Source organism: Nocardia sp. GCM10030253, from assembly GCF_042675075.1.
Lineage (GTDB): Bacteria > Actinomycetota > Actinomycetes > Mycobacteriales > Mycobacteriaceae > Nocardia.
In genome coordinates, this window is record NZ_JBHTDL010000010.1 from 294022 (window position 1) to 317349 (window position 23328).

Consider the following 23328-nt stretch of genomic DNA (forward strand, 5'->3'; position numbering starts at 1 on the left):
GTCCAGGTAGGGAAACGAGAACCGGCTCAGCCGGCTCGGTGACCGAAGCGACCCGACTCGAAACCGGCGAGCACCCGGAAGGCGAGGACCGCACCCCACGGGCCGATCACCCAGATGGGCCATGGGTAGGTGAATTCACCGACGCTGAGCGAGATGGCGCCCCAGATGGCGAGGACCAGAATGCTGACCCCAAGCCATGAGGTGCCCTCGATCTGCTGCCAAATCGGGAGCCGGGCGGGCAGCTTGCCCTGTGTCTGAGCCTCTTTCGACAGCTTCGGCAGGTCCGAAAGCACCAGTTGCAGGTCGTCGCGGGTGGCGGTGCCGTAGACACGAGCGACCCGCTGGTCGTATTCGACGAGGTCGATCCGACCATCCGCCAGATGCCTGCTGAGCAGCTTCACTACTTTGTCGCGCTCCGCGTCGGAAGCCCGAGTACCAGGTGCGATTTCCATTTCCAGGTCCTAACGACGAGATCCACACTCCACAGTGGAAGGTGATACCAGAATGCACCCTCCAATGTGGAATGTCAAGACACGACAGGGCGAGCGTGGACCACTCCGGGGCAGGCAGTCGCCGCGGCGACGCCTCGAGCGGACTGTTGCGCCAGTGGCCCAGGTCACGTTAGGCTCGCGGGCAGCTAAGTGAATATCAATTAGTCACCCACGGGATGCGGTCGGGTCGCGGGCCCGCGCAATCGGCAAGTAAGGAAACGATGTATCTCACCCAGTCGCTGCATCGCGCGGTGCAGCAGCGCCCGGATTCGATCGCCACCATCTTCGGTGATCGGTTTCGCACGGTGGCCGAATCCCACGACCGGATTGCCCGGTTCGCCGGCGCGCTCCGCAATCTCGGTGTGCGGCAGGGTGATCGGGTCGCCATCCTGGCACTGAACTCAGATCGCTATCACGAATACTTCTTCGCCGTGCCGTGGCTCGGTGCGGTGGTCAACCCGGTCAACATTCGCTGGAGTCCCGCGGAAGTCGTGTATTCCCTCCGGGATTCGGACACCAGGGTGCTGCTGGTCGATGCCGCGTTCGCGCAGGCGATCGGGCCGATCCGTGCCGAGTTCCCCGAACTGCGCACGGTGATCTTCATCGGCGAAGGCGCGCAACCCGCGGACACCCTCGACTACGAGACGCTGGTCGCGGAAAGCGATCCCGTCGAGGATCTCCGCGTCGGCGGCGACGAATTGCTCGGCGTCTTCTACACCGGCGGGACGACCGGCTTCCCCAAGGGCGTCATGCTGAGTCACGCCAATGCCGTCACCTCGGCGCTCGGCTCGCTCGCCACCAACCATGTCATTTCCATCGGCGGTCGATTGCTGCACGCCGCCCCCATGTTCCACCTCGCGGACTTCGCGGTGTGGGGGTGTGGCAATCTGGCGGGCTCGACGCATGTGATTGTCCCGATGTTCACGCCTGCCGGTGTGCTACAGGCGATCTCGGAGCACAAGGTCACCGACGCCCTGCTGGTGCCGACGATGATCCAGATGCTGGTCGACGACCCCGCGGCAGCCGATGCCGACCTCAGCAGCATCGAACACCTCGTGTACGGCGCGTCGCCGATCTCCGAATCGGTACTTGCCAAGGCGCGCAAGACCTTCCCTGCCGCCGGATTTACCCAGGCCTATGGCATGACCGAGTTGTCGCCGATCGCGACACTGCTCTCGCCTGCCGATCATGATGATCCAGTGCTCGGCAAGACAACAGGTCGTGCCGCACCGCACGTGGAGGTCCGCATCGTAGACACCGACGGCAACGAGGTGCCGCGCGGAATCGTGGGTGAGGTTGTAGTCAAGGGCGCCAACGTGATGCTCGGCTACTGGAATAAGCCGGAAGCCACCGCCGAGGCCATCCGCGACGGCTGGATGCACACCGGCGACGGCGGCCGGATGGACGAGAACGGCTATGTCTCCATCGTCGACCGGATCAAGGACATGATCATTACCGGCGGCGAGAACGTCTACAGCGTCGAGGTCGAGAACGCACTGGCCAAGCACCCCGCCGTCGCCACCTGCGCGATCATCGGTGTCCCCGACGACCAATGGGGCGAGCGCGTGCATGCCGTCGTCGTACTCCTACCCGGCCAGCAGGCAACCCCTGACGAACTCACCACTCACTGCAAGCAACTGATCGCCAATTACAAGATCCCGCGCAGCATCGAATTCGCCGAAGCCCTCCCCATGTCCGGCGCGGGCAAAATACTCAAACGCGACCTCCGCCAGCGCTACTGGGACGCCACCGGCAGCCAAGTGTCCTGAGGACTCCGGCCATTGGCACCCATGGTGTGCCACTCGCCGCCGCCGCTAGAGAATCGCGAAGGCGACGACCAGGCCGAGGGCGAAGTGGGCGGCGGCCACAACCAGGACTTCCGTTGTGTAGGTGTCGGAGTGGAGGGCGACGCCGATGTCGATACCGAGGGCACGTTCGATGACACGGACCGACACGACCTGGGCGATGATGCCGACGAGTCCGTAGACGAGGGCGGCGATGAGGCCCTCGGACAGTTTGCCCGCCGAGGCGTACGTGGCGAGGACCACGATGAGTGCCATGCTGACCATGCCCGCCGCGGTGACGATGATGGCGTTCGGCTTGCCTTCGGCCACCATGGTGCGCAGCTTGCCAGGGGTGGTGAGGTCGATGGCGTAGAAGCCGACGAGCATGAGTGCCAGGCCGACAAGGGCATAGAGGATGATCGCCCCTACGCCCTCACCGAGTGAGTTCCAGTACCCCGATTCGAGGGCGACTGCGGTCATCATGGTCCTTCCGAGGTGAATTGGGTGTCAGCTGATGATGCGGTGCGGGACGAACGCCGAGCCGTCGTCGGTGATCAAACCGGCGGTTTCGCGAATGCCGAGGCCCGCCGCGGTGTCACCGACGATCCAGGCGCCGAGCACCGGACGCATGTCGTCGAATTCCGGGAGCGGGTCCAGCAATTGGTAGATGAATCCCTCTTCGCCGTACACACCGCCGGTGGCCGTCTCCAGGCCCGCGCCGACGATGGTCATATTGGCGCCTTCACGGCCGAGCTTCGGTTTGCGAATGTATTCGGTGAGCTCGTTGGGCTGATCGAGGTAGGCGGGCAACAGGTTCGGGTGACCGGGGTACATCTCCCACAGCACAGCCAGGATTGCCTTGTTGCTCAGCAGCGTCTTCCACAGTGGTTCGATCCACATGGTCTGCGGCAGGCTCTCGATGACCCGCTTGCCGAAATCGTCGTCGAGCACCCACTCCCACGGGTAGAGCTTGAAGATCGCATCGATCGGGGATTCCGCCAGATCCACGAACCGGTCGAGATCGGTGTCGACGCCCACCTCTTCGATCGGCAGCGCGACAGTGTCGAATCCGGCCTCCGCGGCGGTCTCCTGCATATAGGCGGTGGTGACGTTGTCCTCGCCGGTGGCGTCCGCGGACGACCAGGTGAAGTGCAGCTGCGATGACGGCAGGGTGTCACGCAACTCGGTCCAGCGCTCGACAAGCTTCTCGTGCAAGGAGTTCCACTGGTCGCCGCCCGGGTACAGCGCGGTCAACCAGTGCCACTGCACAATTGCCGCCTCAAGCAGCGAAGTCGGCGTATCGGCGTTGTACTCCAACAGTTTTGCTGGACGGCGCGCGTCGTAACGCAGGTCGAATCGGCCGTACACGTGCGGGTCACTGCGCCGCCAGGATTCGGCGATCGGCCCCCAACTCCATTCCGGCAGACCGAAATCCTTGAACCGTTCGGTGAGCACGATGTGCTCGACCGCGTTCAGGCACATCGAATGCAGCAGCTCGACATCGGCCTCCAGCGCGAGGATTTCCGACATCTCGAACTCGTAGTGCACCGATTCGTCCCAGTAGGGTCGCGGCTGGCCGCTGGCATCGCGACCGGGCGAGCCGTAGACGAGTCCCTGCTCCTCGGTGATCTGCTGCCAGCCCGGCCGTGGCGTACTGCGCACGCGCCGCATTACGATCCGCTCCCGCTCTTGCTGCTGCTACCGAGGCCGCCGCGCTGAATGCTGGTGCCGCTCTTCGTCTTTATTTCGGCGCCCTTGGGCTGGATGGTGGTGCCGCCGGTGGGCGGCTTGCCGACGGAATTGGTTCCGCCGTAGTAGTAGCGGTACTGGCTGCCGTTGTAGATGAAGATGCCGTTGAGACCGCTGTGGCCGCCGCCGGAACTGGCCGAAGCCTTGTTGCAGAGGTCATCGTCGACGACGACCTCTTTGCCGTTCTGATCGATCTGGGTGCAGTACGCGGTCACCTGGTCGGGCTTGGTGAGCGCACGGTAGGCGAGGTACCCGCCGCCGACCAGCCCGGCGACACCGACGATGGCGACACCGCCGATCAGAACCCGCTTGCGGGTGCGCTTCTTGGACTCCGCGGCGACCACGGCGGCTCGCTGCTCTTCCTCGGCGCGCTTGCGGGCCTTGTCGCGAGCCCGCGCCTCGGCCACCGTCGGCGGACGCGGCTGGGTGATGCCCGGTTCCTGGCGCTGGATGCTGCCGGGCCGGGGCGGTACCGGAACGGTGGGCTCGGGTCCCGAATACTCCGCGAGAGTCGGCACATCCCATTGCGGCGGCGCCGTGCCCGGCTCGGTGGGCGTTGGCTCCGAATATTCGGCAAGCGTCGGGGGCTGCGGTGCGGGCGCATCTGATTGCGACCCGGCCGAGCCCTGCTCAGCCGCTTCCGATGGTTCCGAGTACTCCGCGAGAGTCGGGGTCTCATCTTGTGGCGACGCATCCGGAGGTGCGGGCTGAGTGGGTGAGGGACCTGCGGGGGTCTGATCGGGCTCGCCGGACTTGCGCCGGTCGCCGCTGTTCGCGCTGCCCGGATCCTGCGTACTCAACGATCACTCCCCTTGGTCGGCGCTCGCACCACTCAACGCTCCTCGAATCCGGTCAAATCGCCCCGCGGGGCGTCCCAGCTTTCCACAACCAGGTCCACCCGGCCAGGCGTATCCCCGGAATGCAGCAAATCGAGCAGTCGTGCGCAATCGCGCCGTCGGCCCTCGGCCACCACGTGCACGCGGCCGTCGCGGGCATTGGTGGCGTGTCCGACCAGGCCGAGCTCCAGCGCGCGAGCTCGGGTCCACCAGCGGAACCCGACGCCCTGCACCCAACCATGCACCCAGGCGCTCAGCCGGACGGTGTCGGCTTCGGTGTCGGCACGAGATGTTTCACTCATCGAACGCTACGGTGCGCCCGCGTGGCAACGACAACGGCAGATACCCGAACCCCGCGGGCACGGATCTGCGCTGCCCGTTGAAACTCATCCAGCCTCCAGCATCTGTCGGGGATACACGTACCCGGACGATACCCATAGTCGCCGCGCAATCGCCTTCTGGACACCTGCGGCCGCCCGTGGTGGCCACCACCGAGGGACGTCGCGCGATCGCTCACCTCACCCGTCGACGTCGAACGACAGCGTGACCTTGGTGCCTGCCTTCAAGGTCCGGCCGACGGTGCATACCTTGTCGATGGCGCGCTGGACGGTCACCAGCAGCCGTTCGCGCGCCTCGTCGTCCAGCTCGCTGAGGTCGAGCTCGAATACCTCGTCCAGCTGCGGGTACACCTCGTTCTCCCGATCGGCGTCGCCGGAGACACGGATGGTCGCGTCGAAGTTGTCGCCCAGTTTGCGCGAGAGCGGGAAGTCCGCGCTCAGCCCCGAGCAGGCGGCCAAGGCGATCTTCAGCAGCTCACCCGGGGTGAAGACGCCGGGAACGCCCTGCGATCCGATCAGCACTTCGGCGCCGCGTGAGCTACGGCCGGTGTAGGCCCGGGTCCCGGTGCGCTCGACCCACAGGGCGGTCTCCCCCGGCGTGGTCGGTGCGGTGGTCTGGGTCGCGGTTGCAACGGTCTGCTCAGCCATGGTTTCGATCCTGCCATCCTCGTCGGAAACGGAGCACGCCTGCCAACGCCCTGACGCCCACCCGCATTCCACACCCCTGCCCGTCCGCTATGCCCCTTCGCACCATCCGCACCCCTGGTGGTGCTCCGGAAAGTGCGGGGTGAGGGTGGCTATTCCTGGAAGCGGTAGCCCATGCCTGCTTCGGTCAGTAGGTGTTCGGGGTTGGAGGGGTCGGCTTCCAGTTTGCGGCGGAGTTGGGCCAGATAGACGCGGAGGTAGTGGGTTTCGGTGGCGTAGGAGGGGCCCCAGACTTCGCGCAGCAGTTCTTTGCGGCCGACGAGTTTGCCGCGGTTGCGGACCAGCATTTCGAGCATGCCCCACTCGGTGGGGGTCAGATGGACGGTCTCACCCTTCTTGGTGACCTTCTTGGCCGCCAGGTCGACGGTGAACGAGGATGTCACCACCACCGGGTCACTCGCATCGGTGTCGGTGGCGCCGCGGCGGACAGCGGCGCGCAATCGGGCCAGGAGTTCGTCCATGCCGAATGGCTTGGTGACGTAGTCGTCCGCGCCCGCGTCCAGCGCCTCCACCTTGTCGCTCGAATCGGTGCGGGCGGACAGCACGATCACCGGTGTCTGGGTCCAGCCGCGCAGACCCGCGAGCACCTCGATGCCGTCCATATCGGGCAGGCCCAAGTCCAGAATCACCACGTCGGGATGCTTATCGGCCGCCGCACGCAGCGCCGCGGCACCCGTCCCCGCCGTGATCACCTCGTATCCGCGCACCGACAGGTTGATCCGCAAGGCGCGCACGATCTGCGGTTCGTCGTCGACCACCAGCACCTTGGTCACCGGCGCTTCGTGCTTCTTGTCGGTCATTGCGACTTCCTGTGTCATGCGGGATGCTCCGCCACCATCAACCACGGCCACTGTCATCATCGGCTCCCGGCCTCGCTCTCGCTCGCAGGCAGATCCACGTGTGTCGCGCGTCGGTCCCGCAGAGTCCGTTCAGCGGGCAGACCACCGTGCCGTTCGACCGCGCCGTCATCGGTCGCCGGACCCCCGGTCGTCACACCGGTATCGGGATTCGATTCGGCGGGTGCGGCATCGTTCGACTGGCCGGGCGCGTCGGCGTCGGCGGGCAGATCGACGAGCATCGTCAGTCCACCGCCCGGTGTCGGTTCGGCATGCACCGTGCCACTCATCGCCTCGACGAAGCCGCGTACCACCGAAAGGCCGAGGCCGACGCCAGCGGTGTTGTCGCGGTCGCCGAGCCGTTGGAAGGGTTCGAACAGTTGCTCTTCGGTGCCGGCGGGGATGCCAGGACCGGCGTCGATGACGGCGATCGAGACGCGATCGCCGGTGCGTTCGGCGGTCACGCGCACAGGGGTGTCGCGTGGCGCGTGGCGCAACGCGTTGTCGATCAGGTTGGCGAGGACCCGTTCCAGGAGTCCGCTGTCGGCCAGCACCGAGACCTCGCCGACTTCCACCTTCACCCGATCCATTGCCGCACGGCGCAGGCCGCGCGCGCCCATTCCGACGCTCACCAGCGCACGATGCGCCACCTCGTCCATGTACACCCGCCGCACCTGCGGGGTGATCACGCCCACCGCCAGCCGCGACGAATCGAGCAGGTTGCCGACCAGCGCGGTCAGCTGGTCCACCGATTCTTCGATGGTTTCGAGCAATTCGGCGGTGTCCTCGGTCGAGAACTCGATGTCGTCGCTGCGCAAGCTGGACACGGCGGCCTTGGCTCCGGCCAGCGGTGTCCGCAGATCGTGGCTGACCGCGGACAGTAGCGCTCGCCGCAGTCGATCGGCCTCGAGCAGCGCCGCCGACGCGCTCGCCTCCTCGGCGAGCCGCGCCTGGCTCACCAATCCGGCGGCCTGGTTGGCGACCGCATGGAGCACCGGCCGGTCACCCGAGTCGAGCGTCCGGCCCGCGAGCAGCAGCAGACTGGTGGTATCGCCCGCCTCGATGACGGTTTCGGCATCGGCAATCCGCTGCGGCGGTTCGACGCCGACCGCAGCGACCACCTGCTCACCGCGCACCATGCTGACCGCGCGCAGGCTGTAGGTCTCCCGGACCTGCTCGAGCAGTTTGGGCAGATCCGCGCCGTGCAGGACGGCGCCCGCGAACATCGTCAGCAGCTGGGCCTGCCGGGAAGCCTTGCGCGCCTGCCGGGTTCGCATCGCGGCCACATCCACCAGGGCCGCCACCGCGACCGCGACGATGAGCAGCACCACCACGGTGGCAAAGCTGTCGGGTTCGGCGATGGTGAGGCTGTAGCGGGGATCGGCGAAGAACCAGTTCAATAGCAAACCGGAGAACAGCGCCGAGAATGCCGCTGGCACAACGCCTCCGAGTAGCGCGACGGCGACGACGCCGATGAAGAACATCGCGCTGAGGCCACCGAGCTGGAGCAGGCCATCGAGGAACGCGGCGCTGATCGCGCACACGATGATGGGCACAAGCACTGCGGCAAGCCAGGCGAGCACGGGCTCGCGCGGCCAGAACGAGCGCCAGCGCGGGCCGCGATTGGCCTCCTCGTGCGTCACCATGTGCACATCGATCCGGCCCGACTGCTGCACCACCGCGGACCCGATGCCTTCATCGAAGATGCGCGCCCACCGCGAACGCCGGGAGGTGCCGAGCACCAGCTGCGTCGCGTTCACCTCACGCGCGAATTCGAGCAGCGCCGAGGGCACATCGTCACCGGTCACGGTGTGCAGGCTGGCATCGAGACTGGCGGCAAGATCGCGCAGCCGCGCCATCCGCTCGGTCGAAACGCCTGCCAGCCCATCGCCGCGCACGACATGCACGAGCACGAGATCGGCACTCGACTTGGTGGCGATACGGCTGGCCCGACGCACCACGGTCTCCGATTCCGGACCGCCGGTCACCGCGACGACGACGCGTTCGCGGGCCTCCCACAACTCGGTGATCTTGTGGTCGGCCCGGTACTTCGCCAGCGCCGAGTCGACCTGGTCGGCAAGCCACAGCAGCGCGAGTTCACGAAGCGCGGTGAGGTTGCCGGGACGGAAGTAGTTACGCAACGCCGCGTCGACCTTGTCGGCGGCGTAGACATTGCCGTGCGACAGCCTGCGCCGCAATGCTTCCGGTGTGATGTCGACGAGCTCGACCTGGTCCGCACCACGAACTACCGCGTCCGGCACCGTTTCTCGTTGCACGATGCCGGTAATCTGCTCGACGACGTCGTTGAGGCTCTCCAGGTGCTGAACATTGACCGTCGAGATGACATCGATACCGGCGGCGAGCAGTTCCTCGATATCCTGCCAGCGCTTTTCGTGTGTGCTGCCCGGCGCGTTGGTATGCGCGAGTTCGTCGACGAGCACTACGGTCGGCTGCCTGCGCAGTACCGCCTCCACATCGAGTTCAGGGAAGGTCGCGCCGCGATACTCGATCATCTTGGGCGGTATCCGTTCGATACCGGCCAATAGCTCGGCGGTCTTGGCCCGCCCGTGGGTTTCGACTACCGCAGCCACCACGTCGCGGCCGCGTTCGATCCGCCGGTGCGCCTCGCCCAACATGGCGAAGGTCTTGCCGACTCCCGGTGCCGCACCGAGGTAGATGCGGAGTTGGCCGCGTTTCACTCTTCCATCATCGCGCGCGTCGGCGTACCACCGGCAACCCGTATCCGGTCCGCCGCGAGGTCCGTTTCCCATGCGCCGGGTTCGCGCTCGGCCGCCATTGTCGACACAGCGCGGATGGCAAGCGCGCAACACACAAACCCGACGATCACCGCAACCGTGACAGCCGACATGAGCAATCCTCTCCACAGCCGATAAGACGCCCGGTTGCGCTGGATTGGTCCGCCTGGCCGGTGTTGTCGTTTCTACCTCGCGATCGCGCCATGAACTGGATCTTTACGGTGTGTTGACAGGTTGTCCGCCTAACTTGACGGCATCCTTTCACCTTTGAGGGAGACGGCCCCGTAAACGAAGCGTCAATGCTCGTCGACACGGCGCTAAGGACCCGTAAGGAAGCTCGGCACCAGCTCGAATGCCCGCTTGACTCACCCTGTCGCGCTCCATGAAGGGGCGCCAATGGAGGTTGTAAGAAATGTCTGTCGTGGTGTTCACGGTGCTCACCGTGGCGATCTTCGCGCTACTGGGCCTGATCCAGCGGGGGGTGGAAAAACTGTGATCGCGAACCTGATCGGTCTGATTCTCGCCGTCCTCGTCGCGGTGTACATGGTCGCGGCTCTGCTTTTCCCCGAGAGGTTCTAGGTGAACACGACTACCGCGGGGATCGCGTTCGCGGCGTCCCTGATCATCGCGCTTGCCCTGGTGCATGTACCGCTCGGCGACTACATGTTCCGGGTCTACAACACCAAGAAGCACTCCCGCGCGGAGCGAGTCATCTACAAGGCCATCGGTGTCCAGCCGGAGGTCGAGCAGACCTGGGGCGTGTATGCCCGAAGTGTGCTGGCGTTCTCCGCGGTCAGCGTGGTGTTCCTGTTCTTCTTCCAGCTGATCCAGGGCAAGCTGCCGCTGCACCTGAACGATCCGGGCACGGAGATGACACCGGCGCTGGCCTGGAACACCGCGATCAGCTTCGTGACGAACACGAACTGGCAGAACTACTCCGGTGAGTCGACCCAGGGACACCTGGTGCAGATGGCCGGACTCGCGGTGCAGAACTTCGTGTCGGCGGCGGTCGGCATGGCGGTGGCGGTCGCGCTGGTCCGCGGCTTCGCCCGCAGGCACACCGGCGATCTCGGCAACTTCTGGGTGGACTTGGTGAGGGGTACCATCCGCATCCTGCTGCCGATCGCCTTCGTCTTCGCGATCGTGCTGGTCGCCGGTGGCGTGATCCAGAACTTCCACTTGCACGACCAGGTCGCGCAGACGCTCAACGGCACCGAGCAGACCATCACCGGCGGCCCGGTGGCCAGCCAAGAGGTCATCAAGGAGCTCGGCACCAACGGCGGTGGCTTCTACAACGCCAACTCCGCGCATCCGTTCGAGAACCCGACCACCTGGACCAACTGGGTGGAGATCTTCCTGATCCTGATCATCAGCTTCTCGCTACCGCGCACCTTCGGCCGGATGGTCGGCAGCAAGAAGCAGGGCTACGCCATCGTGGCGGTCATGGGCACCATCGCGCTGATCAGCACAGTGCTGCAGAACGTCTTCCAACTGGCGCACCACGGCACCGTGCCGACCGCGATCGGCGCGTCGATGGAGGGTGTCGAAACCCGGTTCGGCGTGGCCGATTCCGCGACATTCGCGTCCGCTACGACGCTGACCTCCACCGGAGCCGTCGACTCGTTCCACGACTCCTACACCAGCCTCGGCGGCATGATGACGATGTTCAACATGCAGCTCGGCGAGGTCGCGCCCGGCGGTACCGGTTCGGGTCTGTACGGAATGCTCATCCTCGCGGTGATCACCGTGTTCGTCGCTGGCCTGATGGTCGGTCGCACGCCGGAATACCTCGGCAAGAAGATCACGCCGCGCGAAATCAAGCTGGCCGCTTCGTACTTCCTGATCAGTCCGCTGATCGTGCTGGTGGGTACGGCGGTCGCGATGGCCATGCCAGGACAACGCGCGAGCATGCTCAACTCCGGTCCGCACGGGCTCTCGGAAGTGCTGTACGCCTTCACGTCTGCGGCGAACAACAATGGCTCCGCGTTCGCGGGTCTGTCCGGTAACACCGAGTGGTACAACACCGCACTCGGCCTCGCGATGGTGTTCGGCCGGTTCCTGCCGATCATCTTCGCTCTCGCACTGGCCGGTTCGCTGGCCAGGCAGGGCACGACCCCCGAGTCGATCGGCACGCTCCCGACACACCGGCCGCAGTTCGTCGGCATGGTCGTCGGCGTGACCGTGATCCTGGTCGCGCTCACCTTCCTGCCCGCACTCGCACTCGGGCCGCTCGCTGAGGGAATCCACTGAAATGACCAGTCCCACTACTGAATCGACCGGTTCCACAGCCGTGTCCGAGAATCCGAAGAAGCAGGCCGAACACAAGGGCGGTCGTGTCCCCCGTGGCGCGCTCGACCCGAAAATGCTGCTGACATCGCTGCCGGACGCGGCGCGCAAGCTCGACCCGCGCATCATGTGGAAAAACCCGGTGATGTTCATCGTCGAGATCGGCGCCGTGTGGTCGACCGTTCTCGCGATCGCCGATCCGTCCTTCTTCGCCTGGGCGATCGTGGTGTGGCTGTGGCTCACCGTGATCTTCGCCAACCTCGCCGAGGCTGTCGCCGAGGGACGCGGCAAGGCGCAGGCGGACACGCTGCGAAAGGCGAAGACCGACACCGTCGCTCGCCGCCTGGTCGACTGGTCGCCCGGGGCCCGGGTAGTCGAAGAGAAGGTCGGCGCACCCGAACTGCGGCGCGGCGACTACGTCGTCGTCGAAGCGGGCCAGATCATTCCTGGTGACGGCGATGTCGTGGAAGGCATTGCCTCCGTGGACGAGTCGGCCATCACCGGCGAATCCGCCCCGGTCATCCGGGAATCCGGCGGTGACCGCTCGGCGGTGACCGGTGGCACCACGGTGCTGTCGGACCGGATCGTCGTGAAGATCACCCAGGAGCCCGGCGCGAGCTTCATCGACAAGATGATCGCCCTGGTCGAGGGTGCGAGCAGGCAGAAGACGCCGAACGAGATCGCGCTGAATATCCTGCTTTCCTCGCTCACGATCATCTTCGTGTTCGCGGTGGTCACGCTGCAGCCGCTGGCGATCTTCTCCAAGGCGAACAACCCCGGAGTGCCGGACACCGCAGCGCTCGACGTGCACGGCATCACCGGAATCGTCATGGTCTCGCTGCTGGTCTGCCTGATCCCGACCACCATCGGCGCACTGCTGTCGGCCATCGGCATCGCGGGCATGGACCGCCTGGTCCAGCGCAACGTGCTGGCCATGTCGGGCCGTGCCGTGGAGGCCGCGGGCGACGTCAATACCCTGCTGCTGGACAAGACCGGCACCATCACCCTCGGCAACCGGCAGGCCTCGGAATTCGTTCCGGTGCCCGGCGTTCCGGATGACGAATTGGCCGATGCCGCACAGCTTTCCAGCCTCGCCGACGAGACCCCCGAGGGTCGCTCCATCGTGGTCTACGCCAAGCAGGCGTTCAACAAGCGCGAGCGCACCCCCGGCGAGTTGACCGGCGCGACCTGGGTGGAGTTCACCGCGCAGACCCGGATGTCGGGTGTGAACCTGGCCGACGGGCACCAGCTGCGCAAGGGCGCGGCCAGCGCCGTCACCGAGTGGGTTCGCGGACAAGGCGGGGACATACCCAGCCAAGTCGGCGTGATCGTCGACGGTGTCTCCGCCTCCGGTGGCACGCCGCTGGTCGTCGGTGAGGTCAAGGACGGCACGGCACGCCCGCTCGGCGTGATCCGTCTCGAGGACGTCGTCAAGCAGGGCATGCGGGAACGCTTCGACGAGATGCGCCGCATGGGCATCCGCACCGTCATGATCACCGGCGACAACCCGTTGACCGCCAAGGCGATTGCCGACGAGGCGGGTGTGGACGACTTTCTCGCCGAAGCCACACCGGAAGACAAGCTGGCGCTGATCAAGAAGGAGCAGGACGGCGGCAGGCTGGTCGCGATGACCGGTGACGGCACCAACGACGCTCCGGCGCTGGCACAGGCCGACGTCGGCGTCGCGATGAACACCGGCACCTCGGCGGCCAAAGAGGCCGGAAACATGGTCGATCTGGATTCGGACCCGACCAAGCTCATCGAGATCGTGGAGATCGGCAAGCAGCTGCTCATCACCCGTGGTGCGCTGACCACCTTCTCGATCGCCAACGACATCGCCAAGTACTTCGCGATCCTGCCCGCGTTGTTCATCGCGCTGTTCCCCGGCCTCGATGCGCTCAACATCATGCGGCTGGCCAGCCCGCAGTCGGCGATCCTGTCCGCGGTCATCTTCAACGCGCTGGTCATCATCGCGCTGATCCCGTTGGCGCTACGCGGCGTGAACTACACGCCGACCAACGCGTCGAAACTGTTGAGCCGCAACCTGACGATCTACGGTCTCGGCGGCATCGTCGCACCGTTCATCGGCATCAAGCTCATCGACGTCGTCGTCCAACTCCTCCCCGGGATGTCCTGATATGCGTATGTCAACTTGGATCCGGCAGCACCTCGCCGCGCTGCGTGCGCTGCTGGTGCTCACCGTGATCACCGGAATCGTCTATCCGGTGGCAGTTTTCGCGGTCGCCCAGCTGCCCGGCCTGCACGATAAGGCGGAGGGCTCGTTGATCACCTCCGACGGCAAGGTCGTGGGCAGCAGCCTCATCGGGCAGTCGTTCACCGATGCCGACGGCAACGCGCTGGTGCAGTACTTCCAGAGCCGTCCGTCAGCGGCGGGTGACGGGTACGACCCGACCGCCACCGCGGCGTCCAACCTCGGCCCCGAGAGCATCGTGGACACCCTGGATGCCGATCCGGAGAACGTGAAGCTGAGCCTGCTGTCCACCGTGTGCGTGCGAAGCAAGGAGGTCGGCGACCGTGAGGGGGTCGACGGCGCCCGTCCGTTCTGCACCAAAGATGGTGTCGGCGCAGTGCTCTCGGTGATCGGCCCGCGCGACGCCGACGGCGAGGTCTCGCATCCGGTGCAGGTCGTGAGCGTCAACGAGGCGTGCCCGACCACGCCGTTCCTGTCCACCTACAAGGGTGTCCAGGTCGAATGTGCCAAGCCGGGCCAGGACTACGCGGTCGGCCGGACTGCCCCGATCTACGGTGACGCAGCCACCGACACTCCGGTACCCACCGACGCGATCACCGCCAGCGGCAGTGGTCTCGACCCGCACATCTCCCCCGAGTACGCAGCTATCCAGGTGGCGCGAATCGCCAGTGCCCGCAGCATCTCCGCGGACCAGGTTCGTGAACTCGTGGACGCGCACACCGACGGCCGTACCCTCGGCTTCCTCGGCGAGCCCCGCGTCAACGTCGTCGAGCTGAACCTGGAGTTGGACAGCAAGTACCCGTTCCGCGGCTGACCCCCTCCGAAACGCCGAACGTCCCGTCGAGTCGCACCCGCGACCGGCGGGACGTTCGGCGTTTCCTGTCTGGTCGGGACTTCCCATACGCCAACCACAGATTTCACGCATTCGTGTCGATGACGACCTTCCCGTTCCGATCGGGGGCAACGAAGGTCAGTAGGTGTTCGGCTTCGGCGCGTACCGCCTCCGCGTCGGCGGGCGAGAGTGGGTGCCATGGGGTGATGCGCACGGTGGTGTCGTCGAGTGACCAGCGACCGTGTACGAAACCGTCGACGAGGTACATCGGGACGCCCGCGGATGCCTCTTTGGCGATGCGGTTGCGGTCTTCGTCGCTGATGACGCGGCGGCGGTCCTTGTGGCCGAGTAGGGAGTTGTCGAAGGCGGGTAGGAAGCGCACCGGGACAGGAAGATTGGGGTCGGCCAGTGGGGCGTCGGGCAGGTCGAACAGCTCCTTGCCCTTGTCGTCGCGGAAGACTCGCAGGCTTGCGCGCATGCCGTCGATCACTCCGGCCAGCCGGGTGATGCCTGCCCATGCTTGGATGTCCGCGACGCTCGCGGGACCGAAGCCCGCCAGGTAGCGCAGGATCAGGGTCTCCGGCCGCGGCTGCTCGGTCATCGACGCACCGATCCATTCCTCCGCGAGGCCGATGGTGACATAGCGGTTGCGCCATTTGCCCCAAGCGCCGGTGTCCGGACCGTGCACCAGCGGGACCATGAGCTCGACGGCCTCGGCAAGTCTGCGGGTGTGCCGGTCCGGAAAACGTTCGGCGAGTAGCAATCCGAGTTCGCTGCGGGTCAGCGTCCGGCCCGCCAGCAGCTCGCGTCCCGCGGCGGCGAGAGCATCCTGGTCGACGCCCTCGATCTCGTCGCGGTAGTACGGCGCCTGCAACGCCGCGCTGACGACGGGTTGCACCGTCGGCCGCAGCCATCGGAAATCCGCTGCGGTGGCCAGGTGTACCGTGCGACGAATCATGCTGGAACGCACCAGCTTCCGTTCACGCAGCAGTTGCGCCAGCTCGTCGTGACGGAACTCCGTCAGTCGGGCCCACAGCCCGACATACGGCCAATTCGGCTCCTGACCTTGCACCGCCACCAAGTGGCGCACGAGCTCGAGCGGTGTCATCGACACTCGCTCCACCAACATCTGGCGCACCAGCAGGGTTCGATTGAGCTCACGCAGCGACAGTTCGGTCATCCCGCCATCCTGGCCGATGCCACCGACAAATCGGCGCCCCACAGCTGGACTGTCGATATACGCATACATATAATATGTGCATGTTCGATCCCATAACCCTGACCGTCGGGGCGACGATCGCCGGTGTCGGCTGGGCGGTGGGTCGATTCAGCCGCCGCGGGAAACCGGCCGATTCGCCCGCCTCCTGCGGCTGCGGCCACGATCTCGCCATGCACGACCCGCAGGAGGGTGTCTGTCACACCGAGATCTCCCGCAGGGGCACTCACGGCCTACGCGAGTGGGTTCGCTGCGGCTGCCGCCGCTACACGGGGCCGACGCCCATCGAGGACTACTTCAGTCGGCCGATCCTGCCGCCTACAGAGTAAGCGGCACACGGCAACTACCGCCCTCGGCTCGCCTGGCGACTGGGGATTACTTGGTAAGGAGTTGCCAGTCGTCGGGCACCCGAGCCGACACCACCTGCGTACCTTCTGCTGCCAGATCGACGGTCACCGAACCGAGACGCAAGTCCGTCAGCGTGATCCTGCCCCATTCCGGCGGCAGCTGTGGCCGCACGGTGATGGTGCGGGCAGGCGCATTCGGTTCCAGCCCGAGGAATGAACGCACCAGCAGTAGTGGCGCCGCGCTCGCCCACGCCTGCGGTGAGCACGAGGTCGGGTACGGCACCGGGACCGCGAATTGATCGCGCGGAAATCCGCAGAACAGTTCGGGCAGTCGGCCACCGAAAGCCGCTGCCGCGTCCAATAATCCGCCCGCGAGGCGGGTCGCCAATTCGACCGCGCCCGGCACCTGCCGATAGCGGAGCAGACCGGCGACCGCGATCGCGGTGTCGTGCGGCCATACCGACCCGCAGTGGTAGCTCATCGGGTTGTAGGCGCCCATCGACGAAGCCAGCGTGCGCAGCCCGAAACCGGTGTCCATTTCCGAACCCGATAGCCGCTGTACCAGCTCGGCGGCGTGCTCGTCATTGGCGATACCGGCCCAGAGACAGTGCGCCGCATTGCTTGTCAGCGCATCGACCTGGCGCTTGCCGCCGTCGAGTGCGACCGCGTACCACCCTCTGTCGGCAAGCCAGAACTGCTCGGCGAACTTGCCGCGCAGCTCGGCGGCGCGCTCACGCAACCGGCTCGCTGTTCGCGCCTCGCCGAAGGCATCGGCGAGCTCCGCACGGGCGAGCAAGGCGGCGTGCACATAACCCTGCACCTCGCACAGTGCGATCGGCGCCTCCGCGAGATGCCCTGCGGCATCGTTGATTCCGTCGAAGCTGTCCTTCCAGCCCTGGTTGATCAGACCTCGATCGGTGGCCCTGCGGTATTCGACGAAACCGTCGCCGTCCCGATCGCCGTATTGGGTGATCCAGCCGACCGCCGCGTCGGCGGCGGGCAACATTGCCCTGATCGCATCGGGATCCGCGCCCCACCGATGGCATTCGGCCAGCAGCATCACGAAAAGCGGTGTGGCATCGGCTGTTCCGTAGTAGGTATTGCCGCCGAGCACCTGTCCGCTCGCCGGACCACGGCGCATCTCGTGCATGATCCGCCCCGGCTCCTCCTCGGTGAGCGGATCGACCATCTGCCCTTGCAATTCGGCCAGCTGTTGGAGGGTACCCAGCGCCAGATCGACCTCCAGTGGCAGCGCCATCCATGCGGTCAGCAGGCTGTCGCGGCCGAACAGCGTCATGAACCAGGGTGCGCCTGCGGCAACGAACGGCCTGCCATGGCCGGATTCGTCGTGAATCTGCAAAGCGCCCAGATCGCTTTCCGAACGCCGCAGCACCTGGGTGAGCACCGAGTCGTGCGCGGTGATCTTCGTCGCGGTGTCACGCCATGCCTCGATCTTTCGACTCGGCGCGCTGAGTCCGTGGTGCTCTCCCGGTGCCACCGGCGCCTGTACGCGCTGGTTGCCGACGGTCGGCTGGGCGATGATCTCGGTCTGCCACCTCCCACCCGGCGGCACCACGATCCGCCAGACCAGGCTGCCAGGCAATACGGTGGGTTCGACGGTCGCCGTGACCGAAAGCCCGCGCATCCGATCGGCACGGTCGTGGAACAGCAACTCGCCTTCGGCCACCGCCACATCGGCCCTGCCGTGCCCGGCCCGTCCCTCCTTGACCGAGAACAGGTCGACGAAATCCGCGTCGACATGCAGTTCCAACGTGACCGCGGTGGGTTCGCGGCTCATATTCTCCAGCGTCAGGATCTCGTGCATCCCGTCGGCGACGAGGCGCTCACGCACCACCAGCAGCGTGCTGTCGGCCAGCCCCGCGTGTGGTGGCCTGCGCAGCACGAACCGCGCCGCGAACGCTTCCGGGCTGAGCACCGAAAGCGGCTCGGCGGGCTTGCCGTCCACCAGCAGTTCCCAGCGCGAAATGATGCGCGTGTCCCGGAAGAACAGACCGTGCGGCCGACCCGGCTCGACATCGCCGAGCCGGTTCGACAGGCAGAAAGTAGCGCCCTCGACGAGCGTCACCGAACTGTCGCAGCCGCCGATTCGGGTCGGCGCACCACCGTTCAGCGGCGTCGGACCCTGCGGTTCCTGGTTCGGCGCAGAGCCGACGTCTGCTGTCATGCCAGTTCGCTCGCCGCGACCCGGACCGGCATGGTCTCATCGAGCCACCGCGCGGCTCGGGCCTTACGCCCTGGCCGCAGTAGCCGGTGATAGATCTGCTCATACCCGCGGCCGAGCGTGTCCGCGCCGAAGTTCGCCTCGACATGCGCCCGGCAGGCCGCCGGATCCATCGCTCGCACCTCGGCAATCGCCGCGGGCAGCTCGGCGGGATCCTCACAGATCCGGCCGGTCACGCCGTCGACGACCACCTCGGCGACCGCACCGCCGCGCAGCGCGACAACCGGGGTGCCGCAGACCATCGATTCGATCATCACCATGCCGAACGGTTCCTCCCAACGAATGGGGAACAACAGGCAACGCGCACCTGACAATAACTTGCGTTTGGCTGCCGCGTCGGCGAGTCCGAAAACATGATCGTGCTCCGTCAACAACGGTCGCACTTCCTTCTCGAAGTACGCCAACTCGGGGGGTTCACTGCACTTGCCGGCGAGCACCAAGGGGATGCCAGCCGCATGCGCGGCCTCCAACGCCAGGTGGGGTCCTTTGCACTCGGTAAAGCGACCGAGGAACAGTGCATAGTCCCCCTTGTCCGCGCGGAACGGCCATTGGTCTACGTGTAGCGCGTTGTGTACTCGACCGAACCAATTCAGGTCCGGCGCCAGTTCGCGCTGGCGGTCACTGATCGCTACGAGCGCGACCTCGTCACTCAATTCGCGGTAGTACTGATAGCAGTCGCCCTCGTCGACCGGTCCGTGCACGGTCACCACTGTCGGCAGTCCCAGCCCTTGGTAGGCAGGCACGTTGAGTGGTCCCGCGAAGGTGTGGTCGTGCACCACGTCCAGGCCGGAGGTGGCGGCGACGTACTCGATCGCCCTTCGCGCCTTCAGCGCGTGCATGACCTCCGGAAACGGCTCACCGAGCCGCTCCGGCAGCGCTCGGTCCCATACCGGGACGAACTTGGCCTTGGTACCCGGTTCGCCGGCGCCGAACAATGTCACGTCGTGGCCGCGGGCGACCAGCGAATCGACCAAATCCGCGACTACGGCCTCGACACCGCCGTATGCCTTGGGCGGTACGTCGAAATAAGGCGGCACGACCATCGCGATGCGGAATCGTTCGCCGACGTGGTCGATCGATAGCAAATCCGAAGAGGCAATCGGCGCCGCACTGGGCGCGGACATCCCTACGCTCATGACCATCCTTCCAAGCAACCGTTGGCACTCGCATCCACCCAGCACTCGGAGCGCTGGGCGCCGAACGTGGTGGCCGCCGCGGCGGAGGTGGAGACTAGAGCCTGCACCGCCGTCCATCAGGGCTTGGTTGGCCTGATCACGCCGAGGGCGCGAACAGGGGGGCCGACAGAAACGTACCTCGTTACCATGCATTCAAACCAGATAGTCGGTCCGAATTTTTGCTCGGCCGAGCCGGCACTCGACCGAGCGGCTGCCGTCAGAGCTTCTCGGGCTGCATCCGCAGCGGCACCCCGATCCGATTCCAGAGGTTGATCATCGCGCTGACCGCGACCAGGCCGGCGCGCGCGCCCTGCTCGAAATGCTTCTCGACATCCGCCCAGATCTCATCGCTCACGCCGCGCTCACCGAGCTTCGTCACCGCCTCCGCATAGGCGAGCGCCGCGCGCTCAGGCTCCGTGTAGAGCACCGATTCGCGCCAGGCATCGAGCTGAAAGATGCGCTTTTCGGTTTCGCCCGCCAGGCGGGCGTCGGTGGTGTGCAGGTCGATGCAGTACACGCAGCCGTTGATCTGCGAGCAACGGATCTTGACCAGCTCGCGGACCGTCGGGTCCAACGGGCCGCGGCGGATCGCCGATTCGGCGGCAAACCAGGCGTGGTAGATCTCGGGGGAAACGTCGGCCAAATTCATTCGCGGCACGGTGTCCGTCCTTTCCTAGGTGCTTACTGCTGCTCCTGGAAGACGACATAGCCGCCGCGACTGTGACACCGCGACGACCACCCTCACACATCCGGCTGGCATCGAGTCGGATCCGGCAGGTCACCGCAGGCCACATTGCCGTGCGCGGTCAGCACATTCCGCCCCGCCTCATCGGTCAGGTATCGCCGAAATGCGGCGGCCAGCGAGTCGCCCGGCAATTCCCCATAGCTGTAGACGAATTCGATGCCCCAGAACGGGTACGTACGGTCGATCCCACCGTCACGGGACGCGGCGATGCCGTTGATCGCAACGGTCGACACCTCCGCTTTTCTCGCTTCGGAGAGCTCGCTGTAGCCGATCGCGCCACGGAGTTCGGCGACGGCTTGCAGCATGTCCTTGGTGATCTGGACGTCGCAATGGGCGATGCTCGTCGGCGGAATGTCTTGCAGCGCCTTGCAGCTCACGTGTGAGCGGATGACCTGCGGCTGCGTGAGCAATCGTCGCTCGAAGGTATTCCTGGTGCCGGAACCGGGGATTCGATTGACAAGGACGATCGGCAGATCCGGGCCGCCGACGTCCCGCCAGTTGGTGATCCGATCCTGGTATATGTCCTCGATCTGCGAGAGGGTAAGACTCCGGACACCCACCTCCTTGTTCACGACCATGGTGAACAACGACAGGCCCAGTGGTCGCTTGAGTAATGCCGCGTACCCCTCGCCCTTCGGCCCGTCGGTGATCGCCAGCAGTTCGTGGTTGTCCTTGCCCTCCTCGATGAGCTGGTCGAGGCCGCGTTCGGTGCCCTCGAAGCGGAACGTGAATTCGGCTCCGGTGCAACGCTTTCGATACTGCGCCGCGGCGTCTCGAATGACTGGGCCGAACGCGGACGACCCGACCAGCGTGAGTTTTCCCGCAGCACAGTCCAGCGGGGTCGGTTCCGGCTCGACCGCCGCCACGACAAGCTGGATGACGATCACCAGCACCAGAAAGGCGGTGAGCGCCAGCATCACTCTGGAGGCGCCGGTGCGACTCTGAGTCTCCGCGACCTTCCCGCCCTTGATGCCGCCTTGCAGCGTCGGAGCCGGGTACTCGCCTGTCCCGCCGGAACGCTGCAGAATGGCCAGGATTTTGTAGTGATCGCCGCGGTTCAACGACACCTTCGGCAGGTCGATCACGCCGATGTGCCCGGTCGTGTCCTCGCGGACCGCGATTCCCGAATCGCGGTCCAGACTGTCGGCAAGTCCCGGTTCGCTCAGCTCGGTCACCGCCATGCCGATGACTCGACGCTGCGGAAAGTGCAGGTGCAGGCCGATCCGGCCGGTATCGGGCGCCTGATAGTCGCGGTCATCGATGGTCGTGGCACCGCTGTTTTCGATGCGAACCAAGACGACCGACAGATCCTTCAGTTCCGGGCTGGAGCCGTCGAGATCCGGGCGCAGCTGTGGCAGCACCCCGGGGAAGACCGACTCGATCTCACCCGTGACAGGCGTATCCATCTGCACGCGATAGCCGAGCTGCCTGCGCCCGACGAAGACGAACTCCCACAGGAACGCACCAGCCGACAACAGGATTGCGGTGATCGCCAGCACGATCTCGACCGGAAAGTCGCCCACCAGTTAATCCACTCCCCAAGAGATCGTTGTACCAACCATTTTCAGGCGTGATCGGCGATCGGCCCATGGACGACACCACTATTCGGCAACAGTTAACCCGGCGGCCATCCCAGACGCACGTCAGGGCTCCGAGATCGAGTCGATCCACTGCTCTCGGACGCCCGCCATGGAGCCTCGGACCACAGGGCCAGGTGTCACGACGACTTCGTCCAGGCCAGTAGTGCGTCCAATGGCCAGGTGTTGATAACCCGTTCCGCCGCAACGCCGTTCGCCACTGCCCGCTCGCAGCCGTAACCCTGCCAGTCCAGCTGACCGGGTGCGTGCGCATCGGTGTCGACGGAAAACTCGCAGCCCATCTCGACCGCGAGCCGAATCAGCCGCGATGGCGGGTCGCGGCGTTCGGGGCGACTGTTGATCTCGACGGCGGTGCCGTAGTGGCGGCATGCCTCGAACACGACCTCCGCGTCGAAGGTCGACTCCGGCCGGGTGCCACGCGCACCCTCGACCAACCGTCCGGTGCAGTGGCCGAGCACGTCCACGTTCGGGTTGGCCACGGCATAGACCATGCGCTTGGTCATCGTCTCGGCGTCGGCACGCAAGTGCGAATGCACGCTGGCAACAACAATATCGAGCTCGGCGAGCAGATCGGCCTGCTGATCGAGGGCGCCGTCGTCGAGGATGTCCACCTCGATGCCGGTAAGGATGCGAAACGGCGCCATCCGCTCGTTCAGGTCCGCGATGACCTCCAGCTGGCGACGCAACCGGTCGGCGGAGAGTCCGTTGGCGACGGTCAGCCGTGGCGAATGATCGGTGAGCGCACAGTATTCGTGCCCGAGCGCCGCCGCGACGCCCATCATCTCCGCGATCGGACTGCCGCCGTCGGACCAGTCGGAGTGGGTGTGCAGATCGCCGCGCAGCTTGGCTCGCAGCGGCTTGCCCGGCAGGCCGATGGGCTGCGCGGCCGCCCGCAGATCGAGCAGATATTGCGGCACCGCACCGGAATACGCCTGTTCGATCACGGCCGCGGTCTTCGGCCCGATACCCGCGATGTCGCGCCAGCTGTGCGCCGTCCGATGCGCGAGCAGCTCATCCTCCGGCAGCTCCGCCACGATGTCGGCGGCGCGCCGGTAGGCCTTCACCCGATGCGTCTGCGCCCGAGCACGTTCCAGCCAGAAGCCGATCTCGCGCAATGCCTCCGCTGGACCCGGCACCGACGTCGAGTCCGGCTCGGCGCTCGGATCATGTTCCGCCACAG

21 protein-coding genes are annotated in these 23328 nt (G+C 66.0%); 6 read left to right on the plus strand and 15 right to left on the minus strand.

Features of this window, described 5'->3' with window-relative positions:
* Positions 1 to 26: 26 nt before the first annotated feature.
* Positions 27 to 452, minus strand: a complete 426-nt coding sequence (locus tag ACFQZZ_RS24045; RefSeq protein ID WP_378684857.1) for a DUF1707 domain-containing protein — start codon at positions 450 to 452, stop codon at positions 27 to 29.
* 260 nt (positions 453 to 712) lie between these two features.
* On the opposite strand from ACFQZZ_RS24045, the gene ACFQZZ_RS24050 reads away from it, so the two are divergent.
* Positions 713 to 2260: a long-chain-fatty-acid--CoA ligase gene (locus ACFQZZ_RS24050; RefSeq protein ID WP_378684860.1), complete on the plus strand. Its 1548-nt coding sequence runs from the start codon at positions 713 to 715 to the stop codon at positions 2258 to 2260.
* Positions 2261 to 2305: 45 nt separating this feature from the next.
* Here ACFQZZ_RS24050 and ACFQZZ_RS24055 read toward each other — a convergent pair whose 3' ends face one another.
* The 8 genes from ACFQZZ_RS24055 to ACFQZZ_RS24090 all read right to left on the minus strand — a co-directional run bounded on the left by ACFQZZ_RS24055 (position 2306) and on the right by ACFQZZ_RS24090 (position 9608).
* On the minus strand, positions 2306 to 2755 hold the full coding sequence (locus ACFQZZ_RS24055; protein ID WP_378685121.1) for a DUF350 domain-containing protein: 450 nt from the start codon (positions 2753 to 2755) through the stop codon (positions 2306 to 2308).
* Positions 2756 to 2782: 27 nt separating this feature from the next.
* Positions 2783 to 3946 (minus strand): glutathionylspermidine synthase family protein, encoded by a 1164-nt coding sequence (locus tag ACFQZZ_RS24060; RefSeq protein WP_378684863.1) that lies wholly within the window; start codon positions 3944 to 3946, stop codon positions 2783 to 2785.
* Entirely contained in the window at positions 3946 to 4824 is an 879-nt protein-coding gene (locus tag ACFQZZ_RS24065) for a hypothetical protein (protein WP_378684865.1), read from the minus strand. The genes ACFQZZ_RS24060 and ACFQZZ_RS24065 overlap by 1 nt, the downstream gene beginning before the upstream one ends.
* 32 nt (positions 4825 to 4856) lie before the next feature.
* Positions 4857 to 5162: an acylphosphatase gene (locus ACFQZZ_RS24070; RefSeq protein ID WP_378684868.1), complete on the minus strand. Its 306-nt coding sequence runs from the start codon at positions 5160 to 5162 to the stop codon at positions 4857 to 4859.
* A gap of 216 nt (positions 5163 to 5378) precedes the next feature.
* Positions 5379 to 5846: an OsmC family protein gene (locus tag ACFQZZ_RS24075; RefSeq protein ID WP_378684871.1), complete on the minus strand. Its 468-nt coding sequence runs from the start codon at positions 5844 to 5846 to the stop codon at positions 5379 to 5381.
* Between the two features lie 149 nt (positions 5847 to 5995).
* Positions 5996 to 6703, minus strand: a complete 708-nt coding sequence (locus ACFQZZ_RS24080) for a response regulator (protein WP_378684874.1) — start codon at positions 6701 to 6703, stop codon at positions 5996 to 5998.
* 56 nt (positions 6704 to 6759) lie between these two features.
* A complete protein-coding gene (locus tag ACFQZZ_RS24085; protein ID WP_378684877.1) occupies positions 6760 to 9438 on the minus strand; it encodes an ATP-binding protein in 2679 nt (892 codons plus the stop codon).
* Complete coding sequence (locus tag ACFQZZ_RS24090) at positions 9435 to 9608, minus strand: hypothetical protein (RefSeq protein WP_378684879.1); 174 nt, start codon at positions 9606 to 9608, stop codon at positions 9435 to 9437. The genes ACFQZZ_RS24085 and ACFQZZ_RS24090 overlap by 4 nt, the downstream gene beginning before the upstream one ends.
* A gap of 283 nt (positions 9609 to 9891) precedes the next feature.
* On the opposite strand from ACFQZZ_RS24090, the gene ACFQZZ_RS24095 reads away from it, so the two are divergent.
* From ACFQZZ_RS24095 to ACFQZZ_RS24110, 4 genes are read left to right on the plus strand one after another with little or no spacing between them, the layout of a single operon-like run.
* Entirely contained in the window at positions 9892 to 10074 is a 183-nt protein-coding gene (locus ACFQZZ_RS24095) for a potassium-transporting ATPase subunit F (protein ID WP_378684882.1), read from the plus strand.
* Entirely contained in the window at positions 10075 to 11745 is a 1671-nt protein-coding gene (gene kdpA / locus ACFQZZ_RS24100; protein ID WP_378684885.1) for a potassium-transporting ATPase subunit KdpA, read from the plus strand. It begins immediately after the preceding gene.
* Between the two features lies 1 nt (position 11746).
* The gene (gene kdpB / locus ACFQZZ_RS24105; protein ID WP_378684888.1) at positions 11747 to 13918 is read left to right on the plus strand and encodes a potassium-transporting ATPase subunit KdpB; all 2172 of its coding nucleotides are present in this window, start codon (positions 11747 to 11749) and stop codon (positions 13916 to 13918) included.
* A gap of 1 nt (position 13919) precedes the next feature.
* Positions 13920 to 14807, plus strand: a complete 888-nt coding sequence (locus ACFQZZ_RS24110; protein WP_378684890.1) for a potassium-transporting ATPase subunit C — start codon at positions 13920 to 13922, stop codon at positions 14805 to 14807.
* A 103-nt stretch (positions 14808 to 14910) separates the two neighbouring features.
* On the opposite strand, the gene ACFQZZ_RS24115 is transcribed toward ACFQZZ_RS24110, so the two are convergent.
* Entirely contained in the window at positions 14911 to 16005 is a 1095-nt protein-coding gene (locus ACFQZZ_RS24115; RefSeq protein ID WP_378684893.1) for a winged helix DNA-binding domain-containing protein, read from the minus strand.
* An 80-nt stretch (positions 16006 to 16085) separates the two neighbouring features.
* On the opposite strand from ACFQZZ_RS24115, the gene ACFQZZ_RS24120 reads away from it, so the two are divergent.
* Complete coding sequence (locus ACFQZZ_RS24120; RefSeq protein ID WP_378684896.1) at positions 16086 to 16370, plus strand: hypothetical protein; 285 nt, start codon at positions 16086 to 16088, stop codon at positions 16368 to 16370.
* Positions 16371 to 16416: 46 nt separating this feature from the next.
* Here ACFQZZ_RS24120 and ACFQZZ_RS24125 read toward each other — a convergent pair whose 3' ends face one another.
* From ACFQZZ_RS24125 to ACFQZZ_RS24145, 5 genes are all read right to left on the minus strand, one after another.
* On the minus strand, positions 16417 to 18573 hold the full coding sequence (locus tag ACFQZZ_RS24125) for a glycogen debranching N-terminal domain-containing protein (RefSeq protein WP_378684899.1): 2157 nt from the start codon (positions 18571 to 18573) through the stop codon (positions 16417 to 16419).
* Entirely contained in the window at positions 18570 to 19673 is a 1104-nt protein-coding gene (locus tag ACFQZZ_RS24130) for a glycosyltransferase family 4 protein (protein ID WP_378685123.1), read from the minus strand. The genes ACFQZZ_RS24125 and ACFQZZ_RS24130 overlap by 4 nt, the downstream gene beginning before the upstream one ends.
* Before the next feature lie 349 nt (positions 19674 to 20022).
* Positions 20023 to 20454, minus strand: a complete 432-nt coding sequence (locus ACFQZZ_RS24135) for a carboxymuconolactone decarboxylase family protein (protein ID WP_378684902.1) — start codon at positions 20452 to 20454, stop codon at positions 20023 to 20025.
* A 92-nt stretch (positions 20455 to 20546) separates the two neighbouring features.
* A complete protein-coding gene (locus ACFQZZ_RS24140) occupies positions 20547 to 22073 on the minus strand; it encodes a substrate-binding domain-containing protein (protein WP_378684905.1) in 1527 nt (508 codons plus the stop codon).
* 194 nt (positions 22074 to 22267) lie between these two features.
* Positions 22268 to 23326: a PHP domain-containing protein gene (locus ACFQZZ_RS24145; protein WP_378684908.1), complete on the minus strand. Its 1059-nt coding sequence runs from the start codon at positions 23324 to 23326 to the stop codon at positions 22268 to 22270.
* Positions 23327 to 23328: the final 2 nt, after the last annotated feature.

What these genes read in the sequence shown, in the direction of transcription:
- ACFQZZ_RS24045 (WP_378684857.1), bottom strand. Translation starts at nt 452, where the DNA reads ATGGAAATCGCACCTGGTACTCGGGCTTCCGACGCGGAGCGCGACAAA.
- ACFQZZ_RS24050 (WP_378684860.1), top strand. Translation starts at nt 713, where the DNA reads ATGTATCTCACCCAGTCGCTGCATCGCGCGGTGCAGCAGCGCCCGGAT.
- ACFQZZ_RS24055 (WP_378685121.1), bottom strand. Translation starts at nt 2,755, where the DNA reads ATGACCGCAGTCGCCCTCGAATCGGGGTACTGGAACTCACTCGGTGAG.
- ACFQZZ_RS24060 (WP_378684863.1), bottom strand. Translation starts at nt 3,946, where the DNA reads ATGCGGCGCGTGCGCAGTACGCCACGGCCGGGCTGGCAGCAGATCACC.
- ACFQZZ_RS24070 (WP_378684868.1), bottom strand. Translation starts at nt 5,162, where the DNA reads ATGAGTGAAACATCTCGTGCCGACACCGAAGCCGACACCGTCCGGCTG.
- ACFQZZ_RS24075 (WP_378684871.1), bottom strand. Translation starts at nt 5,846, where the DNA reads ATGGCTGAGCAGACCGTTGCAACCGCGACCCAGACCACCGCACCGACC.
- ACFQZZ_RS24080 (WP_378684874.1), bottom strand. Translation starts at nt 6,703, where the DNA reads ATGACCGACAAGAAGCACGAAGCGCCGGTGACCAAGGTGCTGGTGGTC.
- ACFQZZ_RS24090 (WP_378684879.1), bottom strand. Translation starts at nt 9,608, where the DNA reads ATGTCGGCTGTCACGGTTGCGGTGATCGTCGGGTTTGTGTGTTGCGCG.
- ACFQZZ_RS24095 (WP_378684882.1), top strand. Translation starts at nt 9,892, where the DNA reads ATGGAGGTTGTAAGAAATGTCTGTCGTGGTGTTCACGGTGCTCACCGT.
- kdpB (WP_378684888.1), top strand. Translation starts at nt 11,747, where the DNA reads ATGACCAGTCCCACTACTGAATCGACCGGTTCCACAGCCGTGTCCGAG.
- ACFQZZ_RS24110 (WP_378684890.1), top strand. Translation starts at nt 13,920, where the DNA reads ATGCGTATGTCAACTTGGATCCGGCAGCACCTCGCCGCGCTGCGTGCG.
- ACFQZZ_RS24115 (WP_378684893.1), bottom strand. Translation starts at nt 16,005, where the DNA reads ATGACCGAACTGTCGCTGCGTGAGCTCAATCGAACCCTGCTGGTGCGC.
- ACFQZZ_RS24120 (WP_378684896.1), top strand. Translation starts at nt 16,086, where the DNA reads ATGTTCGATCCCATAACCCTGACCGTCGGGGCGACGATCGCCGGTGTC.
- ACFQZZ_RS24125 (WP_378684899.1), bottom strand. Translation starts at nt 18,573, where the DNA reads ATGACAGCAGACGTCGGCTCTGCGCCGAACCAGGAACCGCAGGGTCCG.
- ACFQZZ_RS24130 (WP_378685123.1), bottom strand. Translation starts at nt 19,673, where the DNA reads ATGGTCGTGCCGCCTTATTTCGACGTACCGCCCAAGGCATACGGCGGT.
- ACFQZZ_RS24135 (WP_378684902.1), bottom strand. Translation starts at nt 20,454, where the DNA reads ATGAATTTGGCCGACGTTTCCCCCGAGATCTACCACGCCTGGTTTGCC.